Genomic DNA, 18,199 nt, shown 5'->3' on the forward strand with positions numbered 1-18,199 from the left:
TTTTACACAAATTAACATATTGTACAAATTAAATTACAGTTCTCTTATCTTCATTTATTATTTCTTATCAATAAAAAAGCTTTTATAGGTAAAGTTGTTTATTCAAAAATTAGTTATTTGCATTGGAAAACAAAGTGTTAAAATTGTAGGGTTGGGATGTTTTGCTATATACAACTATCTCGAATTTTAACCTATTGAAATTACAAAGGTTTACCACTTGTTCCAACCATTTACAATCCAAACTAGACTCGGCGGATTCTATTTCTTTTATTATTCCATTGTTGGCACATTTATGCCTTATTGGAATTTATATCTTCAAGATCAAGGGTTTAATTATCAAGAAATTGGTGTTTTATCGTCAATTGCTATTGTAACGCGTTTTTTTGCACCTTTAGTTTGGGGGTGGATTGCTGACAAATCTGGTAAAAGAATGATGCTTGTCCGGTTGGCGACTTGGATGGAATCATGTATATGGTTGGCTATTTTTATAGTTCCAAATACGTTTCAATCTATTGCTTTACTCATGCTTATTTTTAGCTTCTTTCAAAATGCTATTTTAGCTCAATTTGAAGGGGTTACTTTATTTTGGTTGGGTGATCAAAAAGCTAAACTTTACGGCAAAATTCGTAAGTGGGGATCTGTTGGATTCATTGTGGGTGTCTTCGTTATTGGCGCACTTCTAGAAATAGTACCTATTTCGATGCTTCCAATTTTATTATTAATTATTGCTTCATTGGCATTTATTTGGTCTTTCACAATTCGAGAACCAGATGGTGCACCTACCTCACAAAAGAAGTTAGAGCCTTTACTTCCTGTACTTAAACGCCCGACAGTAGCTGCATTTTTTACAATTGAATTTATTTTACTTTTTTCGCATGCTCCTTTTTATAGTTTTTATAGTAATTTTCTGAAATCTTTGAATTTTAGTACGACTGAAATTGGATTTTTATGGGCTGTGGGAGTTTTTGCAGAAATTTTTATGTTTTCAATTGCCCCAAAAATTTTTCAACGTTTTTCATGGCGTAGTTTAGTCGTTGTGTGCTTGCTAGTGACGAGTATACGTTGGATGCTTGTTGGACTATTTTCGCATTACTTTGTTGGCCAACTTTTTGCGCAGTGTTTGCATGCTTTTAGTTTTGGCCTATTTCACTTAATCGCTATGCGAGTTATTTTTCAAAATTTCTCTGCTGGACAGCAAGGGCGTGGACAAGCTCTTTACAGTACCATGTGGGGGTTAGGTGTGGCTTCTGGTAGTGTTCTTGCTGGACATTTTTGGAAAACTCTTTCTGGTGAGCTCATTTTTATGTGTGCCAGTGTGGTTGTACTCTTAGGTTTATGCTTTGTAATGTGGCTTCCCAAACAAGTTGATTCTTCAACGGCATAAGCTTGAGATAATGTAAAACAAAAAAATTATATTGAAAAATGCAAGTAAATATAAAATTGTTTGATGACTTGTTGTAGCACGTTACAGTTGAAAAATATTGTTTTTATATGGTTATGGAGCAGTGATTTTGTCAAAAAATATGCTAACTTAACTTCATGCGTTTAATGATTAATAAATCTATGAAAAATATTTATATTATTGGATTATTGTGGGCTTGTTCTGGTTTAGCTGTGGCAGAAACGGCTACTCAACAGCCAGTCGAACAACCCGTTCGGACTGCAAGTAATCCTAATGCTATACGTATTGTTACGCGTCCTGAAATTATGGGATTATGGGGAATGGAAATTCCAAATAATAAGAAATGTGTGGAATATTATAACTTCCGTAGTAGTAATGATGTTGTGATCAAAAGTGGTCAAGAATGGTCATATGGTCTATATGAATATCAACCATCCGATGATCCTAAAGAGCAGTTGGCAGCTTTAGTGATGCAAATTAAATTTGATAATAATAAAGTGGATTGTTCTGGTCAGCAGCAAGATCAAACAGGGGATGTTTCTCAATATTTTGTACAATGGAAAAATGATCATACTATCAATTTCTGTTCAACTGCGAAGGGTGAGAAGTGTTTTGCGACTTTACGTAGAGTACTACCATAAAGTAATAGATATAAAAAAAGCCTCTTATTTATAAGAGGCTTTTTTTATTATGCTGTTTCAGCTTTCTTCTTTTCTTCCAATTGCTTTAACAAGTGTTTTTCAAGGTAATGGATGTCCATTGCTTGAGAGCAGAAGCTCTTATCTTGCAAAATGAGATCTTTATGAAGAGGAATATTGGTCTTAATTCCTGTGAGGATCATTTCATCTAACGCTTGACGCATACGTGCAAGTGACGTTTCACGGTCTTTACCATGAGAAATCAGTTTGGCAATCATAGAGTCATAGTAAGGTGGAATGCTATATTCTGGATAGATATGAGAGTCTAAACGAATACCAGCACCGCCTGGCGCATAGAAACTTTCAATTTTACCCGGTGAAGGTAAGAAAGTTGTTGGATCTTCTGCATTGATACGACATTCGATTGCATGTCCTTGAACTTTGATATCTTCTTGTTGAAGTTCTAGTCCTAGGCCGCCTGCAATACGTAGCTGTTGTTCAATAATGTCAACACCAGTCACCATTTCAGTAACAGGGTGCTCTACCTGAACACGAGTGTTCATTTCAATAAAGAAGAATTCACCGTCTTCAAATAAAAATTCAAATGTACCAGCACCACGATATTGCATTAGCTGACATGCATGAACACACGCTTCTAAAATATCAGCCCGAGCTTGCTCTGGTAGATTTGGGGCAGGCGCTTCTTCTAACACTTTTTGGTGACGACGTTGTAATGAACAGTCGCGGTCATATAAATGAATCGCATGACCATTACCATCACCAAGAATTTGAACTTCGACATGGCGAGGTTTTTGTAAAAAACGCTCCATGTAAACCGTATCATCACCAAACCACATTTCTGCATCGCGCTGCGCTGCTTGAACTGATTCAAGTAGTGTATCTACACGCTCAACAATACGCATACCACGTCCACCGCCACCAGATGCCGCTTTAACAATAAGCGGGAAACCGATTTCTTTAGCTTCCGCCAAGGCATTGTGGATGGTTACAGCATGGTCGCAACCAGGTACAGTAGGTACACCAGCTTTTTTCATGGCAACAATCGCCGAAACTTTATTCCCCATAAGGCGAATATGTTCTGGACGAGGGCCAATAAAAGTAAAACCTGAACTTTCTACAATTTCAGCAAATTCAGCATTTTCTGAAAGAAAACCATAACCAGGGTGAATGGCATCAGCACCGGTAATTTCTGCAGCAGTAATAATTGCCGGGATATTTAAATAGCTATCACTACTTGCACCCGGACCAATACATACTGCTTCATCAACAAAACGTAAATGCATCAAGTCCTTATCGGCATCTGAATAGATACCAACAGTCTTGATTCCTAATGTTTTGCAAGCCCGGGTAATTCGTAAAGCGATTTCACCACGGTTTGCAATTAAAACTTTTTGCAACATAGACGTCCCCGAGGTAATTACGCGCGATAACGGAATAAAGGTTGACCGAATTGGATAACATCACCATTTTTCACTAAAATTTCTTCAACCACGCCACTTTGAGTTGCTTCAATTGGGTTCATGATTTTCATTGCTTCAATAATACCCAAAGTTTCACCAGCAGATACAGTTTGACCTACTTTAACAAATGGTGCTTCGCCTGGGCTTGGAGCAGCGTAGAACACGCCAACCATTGGAGAGGTTTCAACTGCTCCACGTGGTGTTTTTGCAACCGGCGCTTCTGCAGCAGCAGCTGCCGGAAGTGCTACACCAGCCGCAGCAACGACTGGATTACGGCGAGTTAAAGCGATTGATTGATCACCTTCTTTAACTTCAATCGCTTGCAAGTCAGACTCAATCATTAAATCGATGAGTTTCTTAATTTTGCGGATATCCATGGGCGACTATTCCTAAACTAGTTTGGGTTAGATGGTTGAATTTTTTCAATAGCGTAATCGAGTGCAAAGCTATAGCCTTTTGCACCGAGACCACAAATCACGCCAATTGCTTTATCGGATAAATATGAGTGATGTCTAAATGCCTCTCTTGCATGGACATTCGACAAATGTACTTCAATAAATGGAATGGCAACGCCAAGTAGAGCATCGCGTAGGGCAACGGAAGTATGGGTGAGAGCCGCAGGATTAATAATAATAACTTTTACACCTTCGGTTTGTGCCTGATGAATACGGTCAACAATGGCACCTTCCCAATTACTTTGAAAAGTATCTAATGTAATTGATGCGTTTTGAGCTTGGATAACGAGTTGTTGGTTAATATCACCTAAGGTAAGATGACCATATACTTCTGGTTCGCGTTTTCCCAGCAAATTCAAATTCGGTCCATGAATCACCAAAATGGTCGAACTCATTCAGATTGCTCCAGCTCTAAAGTTGCAAATATTCTTTGCAAGATGTCTGCAAAGTTTGCTTATTATGGCATAAGTTTCTACAATTTTTTTATAATTTGTTTTAATCGTCGCAGAAATGGTACACCAAATTCGGCTTATATATTGTAAATTTTGCGATGATTTAGCAATGTTAAAAAATGACAAAATTTTAAGTAATTTAATGAAGCTTATTTTAAACTGAATTGACAAAAACAGTTCATGTATTTTGTGTAACGGCTGTAGAACTCTCTCCAATTACGAGCAACTCATTCCATCTGGTTAGGTAGTTTTTTGAACGATGACATTGTTTCATGTGCCAAGACGGGCTACTCGAATGATAGCCCACTTGTAAATAGTGACTACCGAATCGATTACGAACTGTACTTAGGGTTTTCATGAGTTGTTGTCTTTGCTGAATCAACTCAAGAGGTTGCCATAAATCATCAATGTGATGTTGACGGGCGTGCAAACCACAAAATAAAACTCCAATCTTAATGTATCTTTTATTTTCTTTATATAAAACATCAATTTGTTGCATTGCTGCCTTAGTTAATATACATAGATCATCTGTTGCATATGTTAAGCCAATCGCTTGAGATGACGCTTTTTTATAAGGTGGTTTATCTGTTTTTTCATAAAGCATGACTTGAATGCAGGCACATAGCTGTTCTTGTTTCATTAAACGCCGATGAGCACGATTGAGATGAAAAATAAGCGCTTGTTTAATAATCTCAATGCTGGATAAAGCTTGAGCGAAACTTCGTGATGCTAAAATTCGTTTTGTTAAGATGGCAGGATCATCAAGTTGGATACAGGATTGGCCTTTTAGCTCACGAATAGTACGTGCCATAACCACAGAGAAAGCTTTTGCGAGATGGTGTTCATTGGCAAAAGTTAAGTCTAGGCATGAATAAATTTCATAGCTTCGTAATTGTTTGACCAATTGGTAGCCAATTCCCCACACTTCTTTGACGGAAGTTTGTTGCATGAGGTCTTCAAGCAGTAGGGGATCTAAGGTAGTGAAATTACAAATTCTATTAAAGCTTTTAATTTTTTTAGCATAGTGATTGGCTAACTTGGCCTGAGTTTTTGAATATCCGATGCCAATACAGCAAGGTAAGCTTAACCATTCGTCTAGGGTATCTACCACTTTGGCGCAATAAGCATGGATCTCTAGAGATTGAAGATAAGGGGTCAGACGGATAAAGCATTCATCAATAGAATAAGCTTCTAAATCATCAGGTGAGAAAAATTCACCTAAAACTGAAAAAAAGCGACGAGACATCTCGGCATACAAAGTGTAGTTACTTGAATAGACGTGTACGCCTGCTTGGAGAGCTTCTTCTTCAATTTGGTACCATGGGATTGCCATCTTTATCCCCATGTTTTTTGCTTCTTCACTGCGTGATACAACACATCCATCATTATTAGAAAGCACGACAACTGGCACGCCAATAAGTTTGGGGTCAAATAGTCGCTCACAACTGACATAACAATTATTAATGTCTACAAGCGCGTAAATTTCGCGGTGTGAGATGTCCATTATGATTTGCCCCATTAAAAATATTGGTAAAGCTACATATTAGTGTTGGCTTTCATTAACACCATGATGTGAAGTGTTTGCTGAAAAGTTGCATTTTGAATATGTAACAAAATCAAGTTAACAAAAATTCTGTAAGAAAGCTAGGGTAGTCCCGACAGTCGGTTTCAAGTCGACAAAGAAAAGAAGATGAGGCTTAAATAATTTTTAAATAAAAAAAGGAGATCACATTGATCCCCTTTTTTGTGACACATTTTATGTCGTTTTTGATTACCACTTATGGCTGTAAGTCACTTTAAGCGTTGCACCATTTGCGACTAAGTGGCTGGTGTTATCGTTCGTTCTTAATAATTGGCTATAAAGCGGGTAGTACTTGCGGTTAAACATGTTTTCTAAACCAATCGTCATGGTGTCTTTCTTGTTAAGTGCAAAACTACTGATTAAATCTGCTGTGGTATAAGATTTTACATCATAGCGACCAAAACCGTTTACACCATTCAAGCGGTAATCTTCTGAGCCGAAGTAAGTGGTTTGTAGGCGGTTCGTCCAAGTTTCAGTTGGGCTATAAGAAACGTAAGCTGTAAGTTTTAATGGTGGAATACGGAAACCAGTCATGTCTTGTTCAGAACCGTTTTGAGGTTTTTCACGACCTTTCATCCACGTAACGCTACCACCAGTTCCCCAAACATTAGCATCGTCAAGATAATCAAGTGTTGCTTCTACACCAGTTACTTTCTCTTTGGTTCGGGCTAGTACTAAACCATTGTTGAAAGATTGTACTGCACCTAAGTCAGATGTTGAGCGGAATATTGCTAAGCTTGCAGATAAGTTATTAAAGCTTCCTTTCCAGCCCAGTTCGTAGTTATCAACTTTTACAGGCTCTAAGAATGATGACCCAAGATTAAAACCTTCGCCCGCATTACGGATAATCAAACCGACATCAGGTAACTGAAAGCCTTGGTTAAACGATGCATAAATCGAGTGTTGGTCGTTTGGTGAGAAAGTGACATTGGCATTGTACAACCATGCACTCGCTTTTACTTTTCCACCTGGAACAGTGTAAGGGTTGGTCTTACCTAATTGTGATAATGGAATAAAGCTATCGATTTGGGCGTAGCTGTCTTCATAGCGTGTGCCAGCTTCTGCTGACCATTGATCATTAAAGCGGTGTTTTAACTGTACAAAACCGCCAACACTTTGCGTGGTGAGTTCTGGTAAATAAATGAGTTTGCCAATTTTTACAAATTCTAGACCACCAGATTGATCATAAATTTTTTGATCGAAAATATCTAAAGGCATTTCGCTTTTTTCACGGCTAAAGTCACCACCCCAAACCAGTGATGTATCACCTAAAAACTCAAGTGGTGTGGTCACAGTTAAGCGGCTACCGAGTACGTTATTTTCTTGATAAATCTGGTCGACTTGTTTGCCGCGGTTCGCATTTGCACGGGCATCAAATGGTGAAAAACGGGTGAAGAAGTCACGGTAATAAATTTGTGCATCAACCTTATTGCCAAATAGGTCTTTATGGTTATAGGTCAAATTGTATATCTGGTTTTCGTTTTTATTTTGGTCTTTGAGCTTTAATCCTTTAATTGCTTTGGCTGGCACAGTTCCAACTGGAGCTTTTTTAACACTTGGGTCAGATGCATAATCTGAGTCTTGCTCTGCATTATAATAATTTGCAGCAAATTGTAGATATTGATTGTCATCAATATGGTAACCCAGCTTACCGCCTACGCTGTAGCCATCGGAATCATAAAGGTCGCCCTGACTTGGTTCAGGTGCAACACGGTCACCACTTGCATCGTATGGGCTACCAATACGTTGATAACCAAAGTCAAACGCATAATCAAAGGCGTTAAAGCTGCCTGTGAAATATTGGTGAATATCTCCGCCTAAAGCATCGGAACGAAAATTTGTTAGAGGCGTTTGTAGCCCAATGACGGTTTTAGCTGTAGGTTCACCGCCCGCAGCTTTCGTGGTAATTGAAATAATACCACCCGCAGCACCGCCACCATAAATTGCATTACTGCCACGAATCACTTCAATGTTCGCAATACTTTCAGGATCAATGGCTGAAAGTCCACGTGATGTATCGCGTGTCAGGTTCATCGGCACTCCATCGACCAAGATGAGGGCATTACGGCCACGTAAGGTTTGACCATAATCGGTAATAGTTCGGCTTGAGTCTGATAGTCCCGGTACAGCTTTCGCTAAAACAGTCGCAATACTTCCAGATGATCCATTTCTTAAAAGTTCAATTTGTTTTTCATCTAACTTGGTAACTTGCTTGGCAGAAGTAGAGAGTTCATCTGCGCGTGAAGCCGCAATTGTAATTGTAGGGAGTGCTTCAGGCTTTTTTTCAGTTTCTGTGGTTTCAGAGGGTGAAGCCGCAAAAGCTGAATTTGAAAGAAAGATGAATCCGCCAAGTGAAAGAAGTGGAATGATATTTTTAACTTCAGACTTTCTCGTAAAAAGTTTATTACTTTTTATCTTATTTCCCATTATCTCGCCCTGAGAGTGATTTTAAATTGAGCGGATTATAAATGAGAATCATTGTAATTAACAATATTATTAATTGCTTAAAAATAATATATTTGAAATTTATTCAATGAATTAGGGGAATAGATGTCTATTCCCTCAAAAAATTGAACAGTGATTAGATTTCTTTAAAAGCATTTAGGTGATTTTGATGGGCACGGCGAATAATGCTTCGGTCATCACCGAGCACAAAAAGCTGAACAAATTGTTGTTTCCAAGCCGCGATATCTTTAGGTTGTCGGGGAATAGCACAGAAATGCTTTTGACTATTTTTAGTCTTAGCATACATCTCTTGAACTTTTTCTTTGACCTTTGGATGACTAGATTGCCAAGGTAGCCCCATTGATTGGGAAAGGTCGGCAGCACCTTCAAGAATAATATCAATACCTTCAACTTTTAATATTTCATCTAGTTGCTCTAATCCTTCCAAGCTTTCAATCATCGCAACCACAACTGTCTCGTTTGCTGCGTGTTGAACAAAACTTGCTAAATCATCCATGCCGTATCGATTTAATCTGGTCGAATTCAGTCCTCTTTGCCCAAGCGGCATATAGTGACAATAGTTCACAGCCTCTTGTGCCTGCTTAACATTTTCAATCCGTGGGAAAACAATGCCCGTTACCCCTGCATCAAGCAAAGGTAAAACTAAATGATTGGCATTTAAAGGTACTCTTACAAATACATCAAGACTCATAGTTCTAGCGGCTAAAATCATGGTCTCGACTTGAGACGTACTAAATAAAGTATGTTCCAAGTCGATAATAATAAAGTCATAGCCTGCTAGTGCCAGTTGCTCGACATTAATCGGAGAAGCTACGGAACAAAATATTCCGTAGAGCATCTCACCATTTGCTATTCGTTTCTTAAGAGAAATCGAATGCTTATTCATATTCAATTTCCTTAATAAGACTGAGCGGGTTGGGCGTGGTTTGTACTCTTAAGCGAATTTCCGGAAGGAAACGACGGCTTGCGAGCTGTTCGATATCAATGGTGTCATCTGTAAAGTTAAACAATTCATATCGCTCGGCAAACTCTGGGTGAGCTTCTTTATGCTGATTAATAATGGTTCTTAACATGGTCCAGAATTTGATTTCATCAAACTCATAATGTTCATTTAAGAAAATCGCTAACTCAGCCAGATTTACAAACCAAAGCGCATCTTGCGTAAAGTCTCTGAGCTCAGTTGGAGAGTGGGTCTCTAAGAACGAGTTCGGATTAATTTTGGCATGCTCTTTTGGAGCATCTTGTAAGTTAGGTAAAAGCTCCGGCTCACGTAAAAGATGACGGCTAAAACGAATTCCATCGTGGAAATCTTTCAAGGCAGCTTTAATAGGTAAGCCATTTTTATGAATCAGAACCATGTTTTGTGCATGTGACTCTAAAGCGAGACCGTGGCACCATAAAATATGCATGATGGGTAAATAAGCATTGGTGAGTAACTTTTCTAACCAGAACTCAATACCGTACTCTTGAATCCATTCATCAATGAGAGGTTTTTGGTCCGTATCAACTTGCATTAGACCTGTTACTGGCGTTGCCGATTCACCTTCTTTTAAGTAGCTGTAAATACTTTCGCGCCAAATGCAGGCCAATGCGCCGTATTGAACAGGAAGGGCAATCTGTTGGTTCACTGAAAGACCGCCAATCTCTCTTAAAATAACAGGCTTGCGCTGTTTTTCTAAAATATGGTCTTGCTCAACAATGTTATAAAGCCAATCACTCATTTTTGCCGCATTTTGAACGGTATGTGGTGCCAATACACGAGAGGTAGAAGTATTGACTAAATTCATTGCCAATTTGAGAGAAAGCGCCGAGATATCACTAATATTCGATAAGGTCCGAATCGACTGTTGCGGTAAGTAAGTCGGACCTTCAATATCTAACGGGATGATCAGTTGGTTGCTAATCGCATCTTGATAATATAATTCAATAATTTTATCCCATTGCCACGGATGAATCGGAGTGAGGATATATTCCTGAAAATCTAGATTGTTATCTTTTAATTGATCATTAATGGCTTGTAGATCTTTTTCTGAAAAATGCTGTTTATAAAGCTGCTCTAAGTTAATGGTTTCACTTAAAACCAGTTTGCATAAACTGTTGTGAGTCGCGACCCATTGAACCGTAAAACCTTCAGAAAGCTCAGGTGCATATTTCTGGTTTTCTTTTAAATCGAAGCCGATACGAGATTTAAAACTCGGATGATATAAATGCGCATTGGTAATCCGTGCTTCTTGTTCTAAATAAGGCAAAGTTCTTAAAGGTTGGGCAGGTGCTTGGCTTAAAGTCTGCGCATGTTTAACGTAAGTTAAATTGAGTTCATCATTAAAGTTTTGCCATTTAACTGGGTCAGCTTCAATAATATTTTTTAGGTCGGCAAGTAGCGTTTTTAAGTTAGGGCGAGTTTCAGCGTCTAAAGTAATATCAGAACGGACTAAGCTTGAAGGATCTAACTTAATTCGTTTAAAACTAAAGTGTCGTTTGGCCGCGCAGGTATAAAAAATAGTGTCGGAAATATAGAACTTGATTTGGCCTTTAGAAATCTCGTATTTAAAAGTATTTTCAAAAATAAGCGCTTCTAGTAATTGGCCCATCACGCGATTTTCCGCGAGGGTTTTATAATTGGTTTGCTGGGTCGGTTGAAGAGGGCAAAGCGCTTCTGCGCCGCGATATTTATAAATAGGGTTTTCAACTTCAATCCAGATTGGATTACCACCACTGTGGTAGAGCGTATTTAACATATTTGCCTTGATTGGTAATGTGAGTGAATGAATTAATAAATCACGATACTGCTGACCTTTGCCGCTAAAGTTTTCTTGTGTGAGTGTAAGACGGGTGGCTTGCCAAAGTTCAGATTCTTCAATTACGGTAACTCGTGCAATCGCGCTGATGAGATGCGCAATGTGGTTGATCACGAGGTAATATTTTAAAAAGGTCCATGCATCTTTTTGAGAGAACCAAACGGTACTATCTTCAGAAATAGATGAGTTATCTTCTATCATTTCTGGAACAATACTAATGCCTTCCATGTCTCGAAGAATAAGACGATGTGGATAGCCATTTTTAAATTCCATTAAACTGTTTTGCATATGCGCTTCTACGCTAATGCCTTTGTTTGCAAACAATTCAATTAATGGAATGAGTGAAACTTTAACGTACTGTTTCCACCAAAAAGTAATAAAGTCTTTTGCCTCAGGCGATTGCAAATTTTGGTTGGGTGCTGCTTGTTGAATAAAGCTGAATAAAGGAATTTCATGGTTCTCATTTTCTTCAACCAAGCCACCGAGCATTCTTGTATTTTCTAATACATCAGGTGTGAGTCCAGCTCTATAAATAATACCAAATGAACTTTCAAGCTCTGGAATTTTAACTGTTTTCGCCTCTAATTCCGGCAAAATCACAAGGTCCGGATATTGTTCATTAATCTTGTGATTAATAATAATTTTGCTCGCATCAATCGCGCGTTCCATTTCATCCATTGGGTTATTACGAATGAAACTGGTAATACGTACGTCAATTGAGAGCTTTAAGAATAGGTTGGATTGAGGTAGCCAGACTGTGCGAACTGATGAGGTTGGCCATACGGTTTGGCCTAATGCACCCAGATGTATGATTTCTTGACTGTCTAAATATTTCTTTAAAGATGAATGTTGAAGTAAGAAGTTAGCTTGCCAAGGGTGGGTTGGCATGAGCTCATAGTGGGCTAGATTTTCTTGCAAGCGCTCTTTTGCAATGTTTAAAACTTCGTCTTCAATACGGCCTGAGGCTTGAGCTTCACTCACTAATTTTTCTATTAAAGAAGAATGAATTGCAAAGTAGTGGAGTTGGAAACTTGCGCCTAACTCAGGGCTATACTTTTTCATGTCTTCTTTAGAAAAACCTAAGTTGGCTTTAGAGGTCACATGAAAAGGGTGCCCATATAACATGCCTTGCTCAGTTGCCTGAAAACCGCTTAACGCTTTAGTTGCTGTTTGGGAAGGCTTATTTTCTAAAAAGAATTTTGTGTTCTCGATACTATTGGCAATATCGGAGTACAGGTTCTTATTTTGGTTTTTATCTTTAAATAAGCTATTCAACTCATCTGTAATCAGCTTCACTAACTGTTTAGGGTCGGTGAGCGAGTCAAATGTATTGTCGTTTAAATTTTGCAGTACAAAACTACGTTGATATCTATGATAACCCGTAGTTGAAAGATGCTGAACTGCGCCATAAACAGTCGTGTTAGATGCATTAAATGTATAAGCAAAATACAGGGTATCTGGTTGCTCCTCATACAGGGTGAATAAAGGAGAGTCTTGAGCTGAGATAATGCGTTCTTCAAGATTCACTTTAAGTTCACGAAAGAAAGTATTCAGGTACTGTTCGAAAAGTTTATAAGACCATGCATCTGTTGTAATAATTGAGTTCATTCTTGTGCCTCTTCTAAAATTGTATCCATTAAGAATCTGTTCAAAATCACCACTAAGCCCGCACCAATAAAAAATAGTGAGGTGCAGATTAATGCCGCGGTAATATTGAAAAATGAGTAGGTAAGCGTGATGGTGATTGGGCCAATAAGTTGTCCTAAGACAAAGGCACTATTCGAAATACCAATCACTTTTCCTTGGCTTTGAGCGCCAGCTTTTAGAGAAATGGTGTGTAAGATCGAAGGAATCAGGGCTGCAAAGCAAAAGCCTTGTATGAGTCGTAATATAAGAATGAGCCAGAGATTAGACACCCAGATCAATGCGAAAATCGTGATGCCGCAAATTAAAGATGCGTAAATGAAGTTATTAAAAGAATCTCCTTTATCATCATTTCTTTTTCCCCAATAGGTTGCAGCAATAAAGGCTGCTCCCCATGAAAGCGCATGAATTGTTCCCGTTAAACTCGCAGCAGATAACGATGAATGAGTGCTTTGGCTTATTTCACTAATGTATAAAACAAAGCAGGACACTAAACCAAAGCCGCCGGCTTGAACCAAAATGCCTGCGCTTAACCATGAAAAAATCGTTCTATCAAAGAAAGCTGGAAGTTTAGATTTCTCTTTGGTTTTTGGCGCCTCGGTTTTAACGGGCTTGGTTAGTACAAATGACGCGATCACAATGAGTGTCATCACAACAAATGCTGTTGCGTTAAGTAATACTTCAACCCGCCATTGATCCATAAATATCCCGCCGAGTACGGGACCACATAGGCAAGCGAGCGCGACACTACTTTGCAGTTGCCCAAAAGCAGCACCTCGTTGTTGTTCATTAGAAAGATATGAAACATAGGCATTTAAAATCACGGAAAGTCCGCAAAAACCGAGTAAAATTCGCGCGAAAATAAATAGGTATAAATGCTGGGCACTGGCCATAAGCAGTATTGAAATACAGAAACCAGCCAGAGAAAGTAACAAGGCTTTTTTATGACCGAATGTGTCAGATAGGTGGCCAACAATCGGTGCTGTAAATAAACTGCCAATAGCCGGAGCCGCGAGTGCCAAACCTGCCCAGATTGTGGGAGCACTCATATGCGCCGTCAGTTTTTCCATATAGAGCGGCATGATTGGAATCAGCACCATGAGCCCGAAAGTGGAAAAAAACTGGCAGAGCAAAATAATGAAATGATCTAGGCGAGATGAGCGCATGATTTAGATATCCATGGTCTCATAGCTAGAAACAGATAAGCTTTGATAAGGGTTCGGGGTGGTTCCTATTTTACTTGGCATGCCCGTCGAATCACTTTCTTGGGCTAACAGTGGAGTAAGTAACTGTTTGAATGGCCAAGTCTTATTGTCAAAAAGATAAGTTTGAATTTGTGATTTTGTTTGTTCTGAAATGGGTTGGGTTTCTACAAAATCTTGAATAATGTCTTGAACCATCTCCCAAAAATCGCTTTCTGTACGATCCGTATATTTCAAAGCAGCTAAAGCAATCGGGTAGAGGTTAATTTGAATCCCTAAGGTGATGAAGTAATTAAATAAGTCTTCATTTTTAGTAAAGATAAGATTGTTCGGCGTGCTGGTATCAATGGTATAAATTGGAGGTGTGAACCCACTTTCTTCAATTGATGGTGTACATATTCTTAAGGTATCGTGGTCACGCAAAATAAAGCATTTAAACTTATTATTTTCATAACACACCATGGTGTTTTGACCGTGGCATTCAGGCATGATTCCTTTCGACCAAAGCGTTAAGAATGTTTGAATGAAATGAACACTTAAGTCTTTTAGTAATGACCATTTGTCACCTTCAACGCCTAACGTTTCCCAAGGGTCAACATACGTACAGCTTAAAGCTGACATGGTGATTGGCGTGACGTTTTTATCTTGGCAGAAATCGGGTAAATGTCTGACTTGGCAACCGATTACACCTAAATTTTTTACAATCGGCTCTTGTTTACCGAGCACCCACCAATGTGTTTCATTACTTAAAAAGAGGCGATTTTTTATTAAAGCAGTTTCATTAATGACTTCATTTAAAAAATCATAAGCCGTATGTCCATTCATTAAATAACGACCTGGCATAGAGCGGATTGCACCTAATGTCTTGGCATTGGTTGAGAGTTTTAAATGCAGAGTAGGGGTGGCGTTGTGAATAAGTGTTCTTAAAGAAGAAGTCGGTAAACCAATTGTGGTGACATGGTTTAGGTCAATACCGCCGTACTTATTTTCATCAAACTTTAAATAGCGATGTTGCGTCTCTAGCAAAGGCAGGGCTAAGTAGTCATCTGAAAGCTCAGCGATTTTTTCAGTAATCAGACTTTCCTCAACTTCTGATAACAGAAGCTCTTTGTGAGGAATCGAATCCATATTGTTGATCACGTCATCTTTTTTAAAAGCCCACCAATACACCTCAATTTCTTTTTGAATCGTAAGTGGTGCAAGTTCACCTTTTGAGTGGGCGAACGGATGAAATGGACGATCAGCTACCAGCGATAACAATTCACTGGTCATTAAAGGCGAAGACAATGAAAGGGCTGACTGTAAAATTTGAGGAATTTTTTCAGCCGTTACTAAGTTATCTAGCCAATAATTAATCGCTTTTTGATGGTGTGGAGATGGCCACCAAGATGCTTTGGTTAAATAGTTAAAAACTTCAGAAATAGAAATTTTAGACGTCGTATTGTTTAAGAGGTTATGAAGCAAAACTTCGGGTTGGGTAACATAGAAAGGATTTACACCATCTACTTTTAAACAGCTGAAATAGAGTTCCAACTCATCATTGAGAGTAATTGCCAGATAAGGCTTTTTATAGGAAATATGATCTTTAAAATCTCCATAATTCTCCATGTAGAGTGCATCTATCGTTTTTTGTAGTTGTGCTGTGTAAATCCGATCTAACATTTTAGTTATTCCTATTCTTATAAAAGCGGTAGAACCGTGCCAACGTTTCGTTCTTGTGCGGCATTGAAGAACCATTTAGCGCAGACAATGTCATCAATCGCCATGCCCATTGGGTTGAGCAAAATGATTTCATCTTCGTGTTCGCGGCCGTTTTTATGACCAATAATGATGTCGCCAAGTTCAGCATGTAGTTTTTCACGGCTGAATAAGCCATCTTCAACCAGCACATTGATGACTTTCTTTTCTCGGTTTGATTGGTCCCAATCATCCACAATTACTTTGTCCACTTTTAAGAAGACTTCAGGTTCGATGTCCATAATTGAAATGTTTGAAACAAAGCATCCTTTTTTAAGCCACTCAAACGGAATGTAAGGCTTATCTGAAACTGTGCAGGTAATGAGGACATCTGCTTGCTGAATCGCAGACTTAGCGCTGTCATGAATTTCAATTTCTAGATGTGGATATTCCGATAAGAACAACGCTTTGAGTTTTTCAGCCGCTTCAGGGTTCACATCAAATAAATGGATTTTTTTCACTTGAGCATATTGTTCAAGCACCGTCTTAATCTGCATTTGGGCAATTGGTCCGCAGCCAATCACGGTAATGTCAGAAAAGTCTTTTTTCGCTAAATACTTAATCGAAACGCCCGTAATTGCAGCAGTTCGCATGGCACTGATTAAGCTGCCTTCCATCACTGCAACCGGATAATTTGTTACTGAGTCATTTAAAACAATTAGTGCACTAGCACGCGGAATATTGAATTTTTTAGGGTTATGTTGTCTTGAACCAATCCATTTGATGCCAGCAATCGGGTCATTGCCGCCTAAATAACAAGGCATTGCGATAATACGGTCAGCAATGTGGTCTGCACCTTGCCAGCGAAGATAAGGTTTTAAGGGTTGTACAAACTGTTTATTTGCATGCAGGGTTAAACCTTCAGTAATCGCTTCAATAAATGAATTACTATGATTTGCGCCAAGATTTAATAAATCTGATTGACTTAAATAGCGAAGGGTAGCCAAATTGCTCATGAATATTTCCTAAGGAGAAAGTTAAACAACATTTTGTAAAGTAAGGTTTTCTTGGCGTCGTACGTTTCGATTGAAGTGACGCTTCTTGATCATTTCGAACCATTCATCTTCATAAACCAGATCGAGATAACGGTCACCGCGATCGGGTAACAGCGTTAAGACGCACGATCCATCAGGAATGGTTGGAATCAGTTTTTTGATGGCTGAAATAGATGAGCCGCTCGAACCGCCTGCAAAAATTCCTTCATGTTCAAGAAGTTCTCTGCAACCGAGTGCCGATTCATAGTCATCCACATAAATGACATCATCAATTTCATCGGGGGAGAGTAGAGCTGGAACGGTACTTGCCCCAATACCGGGAATTTCACGTGGACCAGACGTACCGCCAAATAAGACAGAGCCGACAATATCGACTGCAATCACTTTTAATTCTGGGAATTTTTCTTTAAGGCGACGAGACACGCCCATAATCGTGCCGGAGGTACTTGCTCCAATCACGAGATAATCAATCTTGCGATCAATTTGATTTAGGATTTCTTCTGCTTCACCAAAGTAGTGACTTTTCCAGTTGTTTGGATTGGCATATTGATTAATCCAGACAGCATTTGGTAGTTGTTGGCAGAGACGTTTTACAGTGTCAATTCGGGTTTTTAAGTAACCGCCGTTTTGGTCTTTTTCAGAGACCATTTCGATGTTGGCTTTGTAGAGCTTCAGCATTTGTAAGTTTGCTGAGGCAATTTTCGGATCAATAACGGCAGTAAATTTTAATCCATATATTTTGCATGCCATTGCAAGCGCAATCGCTAAGTTTCCTGATGAACTTTCAACAATATGACTATCTTTATTAATTACTCCAGATTTCAGACCTTCCTGTAGCATGAATAATGCTGGACGGTCTTTAATGCTTCCTCCTGGGTTTAACAATTCCATTTTCGCAATCACAGAGATCGATTGATGCGTGAATAGCCTTGATAGTTGTAATAGTGGCGTTTTACCTATGCAGTCGAGAATATTTTCATGGATCATGGTAGATCTTCTCAGGTTTTTATGTAAGGTGAATGATAATGATTATTAATTTAATTATTATTACCAATTGTGACATGATTGTTGCGCTTTGTAACGCAAAACAGGGGGGACTTATAGGAATTTCCACTAAATTTTTTTGTGTAATTATTTGAATCGTAATATTTATATTTTATAGAGTGATAAATTAATAAATGTTTTAAATATAACTAGATAGGCAATAAATTACTTTTCATCTATAAAAAATAATTTAATGAGCATTTAGTTGTACAAATTAAAACTTGTGACTGAAATTGCTTTAAAAATTAAATTGGAATATATGTTCTGATTAACCTATTTTATGCAGCCTACTTTTTGTAGATT

The 18,199-nt window shown here is 38.6% G+C and carries 13 protein-coding genes; 2 read left to right on the top strand and 11 right to left on the bottom strand.

Features of this window, described 5'->3' with window-relative positions:
* Window positions 1–217 precede the first annotated feature (217 nt).
* Entirely contained in the window at window positions 218–1,384 is a 1,167-nt protein-coding gene (locus WA249_RS15955) for an MFS transporter (protein ID WP_336170119.1), read from the top strand.
* Window positions 1,385–1,539: 155 nt separating this feature from the next.
* Complete coding sequence (locus tag WA249_RS15960) at window positions 1,540–2,043, top strand: hypothetical protein (RefSeq protein ID WP_336170121.1); 504 nt, start codon at window positions 1,540–1,542, stop codon at window positions 2,041–2,043.
* A 47-nt stretch (window positions 2,044–2,090) separates the two neighbouring features.
* On the opposite strand, the gene accC is transcribed toward WA249_RS15960, so the two are convergent.
* From accC to sbnA, 11 genes are all read right to left on the bottom strand, one after another.
* Complete coding sequence (accC, locus tag WA249_RS15965) at window positions 2,091–3,461, bottom strand: acetyl-CoA carboxylase biotin carboxylase subunit (protein WP_336170124.1); 1,371 nt, start codon at window positions 3,459–3,461, stop codon at window positions 2,091–2,093.
* Between the two features lie 17 nt (window positions 3,462–3,478).
* Entirely contained in the window at window positions 3,479–3,898 is a 420-nt protein-coding gene (gene accB, locus WA249_RS15970; RefSeq protein ID WP_336170126.1) for an acetyl-CoA carboxylase biotin carboxyl carrier protein, read from the bottom strand.
* A gap of 17 nt (window positions 3,899–3,915) precedes the next feature.
* Entirely contained in the window at window positions 3,916–4,371 is a 456-nt protein-coding gene (gene aroQ, locus WA249_RS15975) for a type II 3-dehydroquinate dehydratase (protein WP_336170129.1), read from the bottom strand.
* A gap of 235 nt (window positions 4,372–4,606) precedes the next feature.
* Window positions 4,607–5,932, bottom strand: a complete 1,326-nt coding sequence (locus WA249_RS15980) for a Y-family DNA polymerase (protein WP_336170130.1) — start codon at window positions 5,930–5,932, stop codon at window positions 4,607–4,609.
* A gap of 267 nt (window positions 5,933–6,199) precedes the next feature.
* Complete coding sequence (locus WA249_RS15985; protein ID WP_336170132.1) at window positions 6,200–8,437, bottom strand: TonB-dependent receptor; 2,238 nt, start codon at window positions 8,435–8,437, stop codon at window positions 6,200–6,202.
* 154 nt (window positions 8,438–8,591) lie between these two features.
* Complete coding sequence (locus WA249_RS15990; RefSeq protein ID WP_336170134.1) at window positions 8,592–9,362, bottom strand: HpcH/HpaI aldolase family protein; 771 nt, start codon at window positions 9,360–9,362, stop codon at window positions 8,592–8,594.
* On the bottom strand, window positions 9,355–12,882 hold the full coding sequence (locus WA249_RS15995; protein ID WP_336170136.1) for an IucA/IucC family protein: 3,528 nt from the start codon (window positions 12,880–12,882) through the stop codon (window positions 9,355–9,357). The genes WA249_RS15990 and WA249_RS15995 overlap by 8 nt, the downstream gene beginning before the upstream one ends.
* The gene (locus tag WA249_RS16000; protein ID WP_336170138.1) at window positions 12,879–14,084 is read right to left on the bottom strand and encodes an MFS transporter; all 1,206 of its coding nucleotides are present in this window, start codon (window positions 14,082–14,084) and stop codon (window positions 12,879–12,881) included. The genes WA249_RS15995 and WA249_RS16000 overlap by 4 nt, the downstream gene beginning before the upstream one ends.
* Before the next feature lie 3 nt (window positions 14,085–14,087).
* The gene (locus tag WA249_RS16005) at window positions 14,088–15,728 is read right to left on the bottom strand and encodes an IucA/IucC family protein (RefSeq protein ID WP_336170239.1); all 1,641 of its coding nucleotides are present in this window, start codon (window positions 15,726–15,728) and stop codon (window positions 14,088–14,090) included.
* A gap of 71 nt (window positions 15,729–15,799) precedes the next feature.
* Complete coding sequence (gene sbnB, locus WA249_RS16010; protein ID WP_336170140.1) at window positions 15,800–16,813, bottom strand: 2,3-diaminopropionate biosynthesis protein SbnB; 1,014 nt, start codon at window positions 16,811–16,813, stop codon at window positions 15,800–15,802.
* A 21-nt stretch (window positions 16,814–16,834) separates the two neighbouring features.
* Entirely contained in the window at window positions 16,835–17,839 is a 1,005-nt protein-coding gene (sbnA, locus tag WA249_RS16015; RefSeq protein ID WP_111854145.1) for a 2,3-diaminopropionate biosynthesis protein SbnA, read from the bottom strand.
* Window positions 17,840–18,199: the final 360 nt, after the last annotated feature.

This window comes from Acinetobacter sp. 161(2023), assembly GCF_037027805.1.
GTDB lineage: Bacteria > Pseudomonadota > Gammaproteobacteria > Pseudomonadales > Moraxellaceae > Acinetobacter.

Excerpts from the sequence above, each read along its gene's own strand:
- sbnB (WP_336170140.1), bottom strand. The coding sequence starts at position 16,813 with ATGAGCAATTTGGCTACCCTTCGCTATTTAAGTCAATCAGATTTATTA.
- WA249_RS16000 (WP_336170138.1), bottom strand. The coding sequence starts at position 14,084 with ATGCGCTCATCTCGCCTAGATCATTTCATTATTTTGCTCTGCCAGTTT.
- WA249_RS15995 (WP_336170136.1), bottom strand. The coding sequence starts at position 12,882 with ATGAACTCAATTATTACAACAGATGCATGGTCTTATAAACTTTTCGAA.
- accB (WP_336170126.1), bottom strand. The coding sequence starts at position 3,898 with ATGGATATCCGCAAAATTAAGAAACTCATCGATTTAATGATTGAGTCT.
- WA249_RS15980 (WP_336170130.1), bottom strand. The coding sequence starts at position 5,932 with ATGGACATCTCACACCGCGAAATTTACGCGCTTGTAGACATTAATAAT.
- WA249_RS15960 (WP_336170121.1), top strand. The coding sequence starts at position 1,540 with ATGCGTTTAATGATTAATAAATCTATGAAAAATATTTATATTATTGGA.
- WA249_RS16005 (WP_336170239.1), bottom strand. The coding sequence starts at position 15,728 with ATGGAGAATTATGGAGATTTTAAAGATCATATTTCCTATAAAAAGCCT.
- aroQ (WP_336170129.1), bottom strand. The coding sequence starts at position 4,371 with ATGAGTTCGACCATTTTGGTGATTCATGGACCGAATTTGAATTTGCTG.
- WA249_RS15985 (WP_336170132.1), bottom strand. The coding sequence starts at position 8,437 with ATGGGAAATAAGATAAAAAGTAATAAACTTTTTACGAGAAAGTCTGAA.
- WA249_RS15990 (WP_336170134.1), bottom strand. The coding sequence starts at position 9,362 with ATGAATAAGCATTCGATTTCTCTTAAGAAACGAATAGCAAATGGTGAG.
- sbnA (WP_111854145.1), bottom strand. The coding sequence starts at position 17,839 with ATGATCCATGAAAATATTCTCGACTGCATAGGTAAAACGCCACTATTA.
- accC (WP_336170124.1), bottom strand. The coding sequence starts at position 3,461 with ATGTTGCAAAAAGTTTTAATTGCAAACCGTGGTGAAATCGCTTTACGA.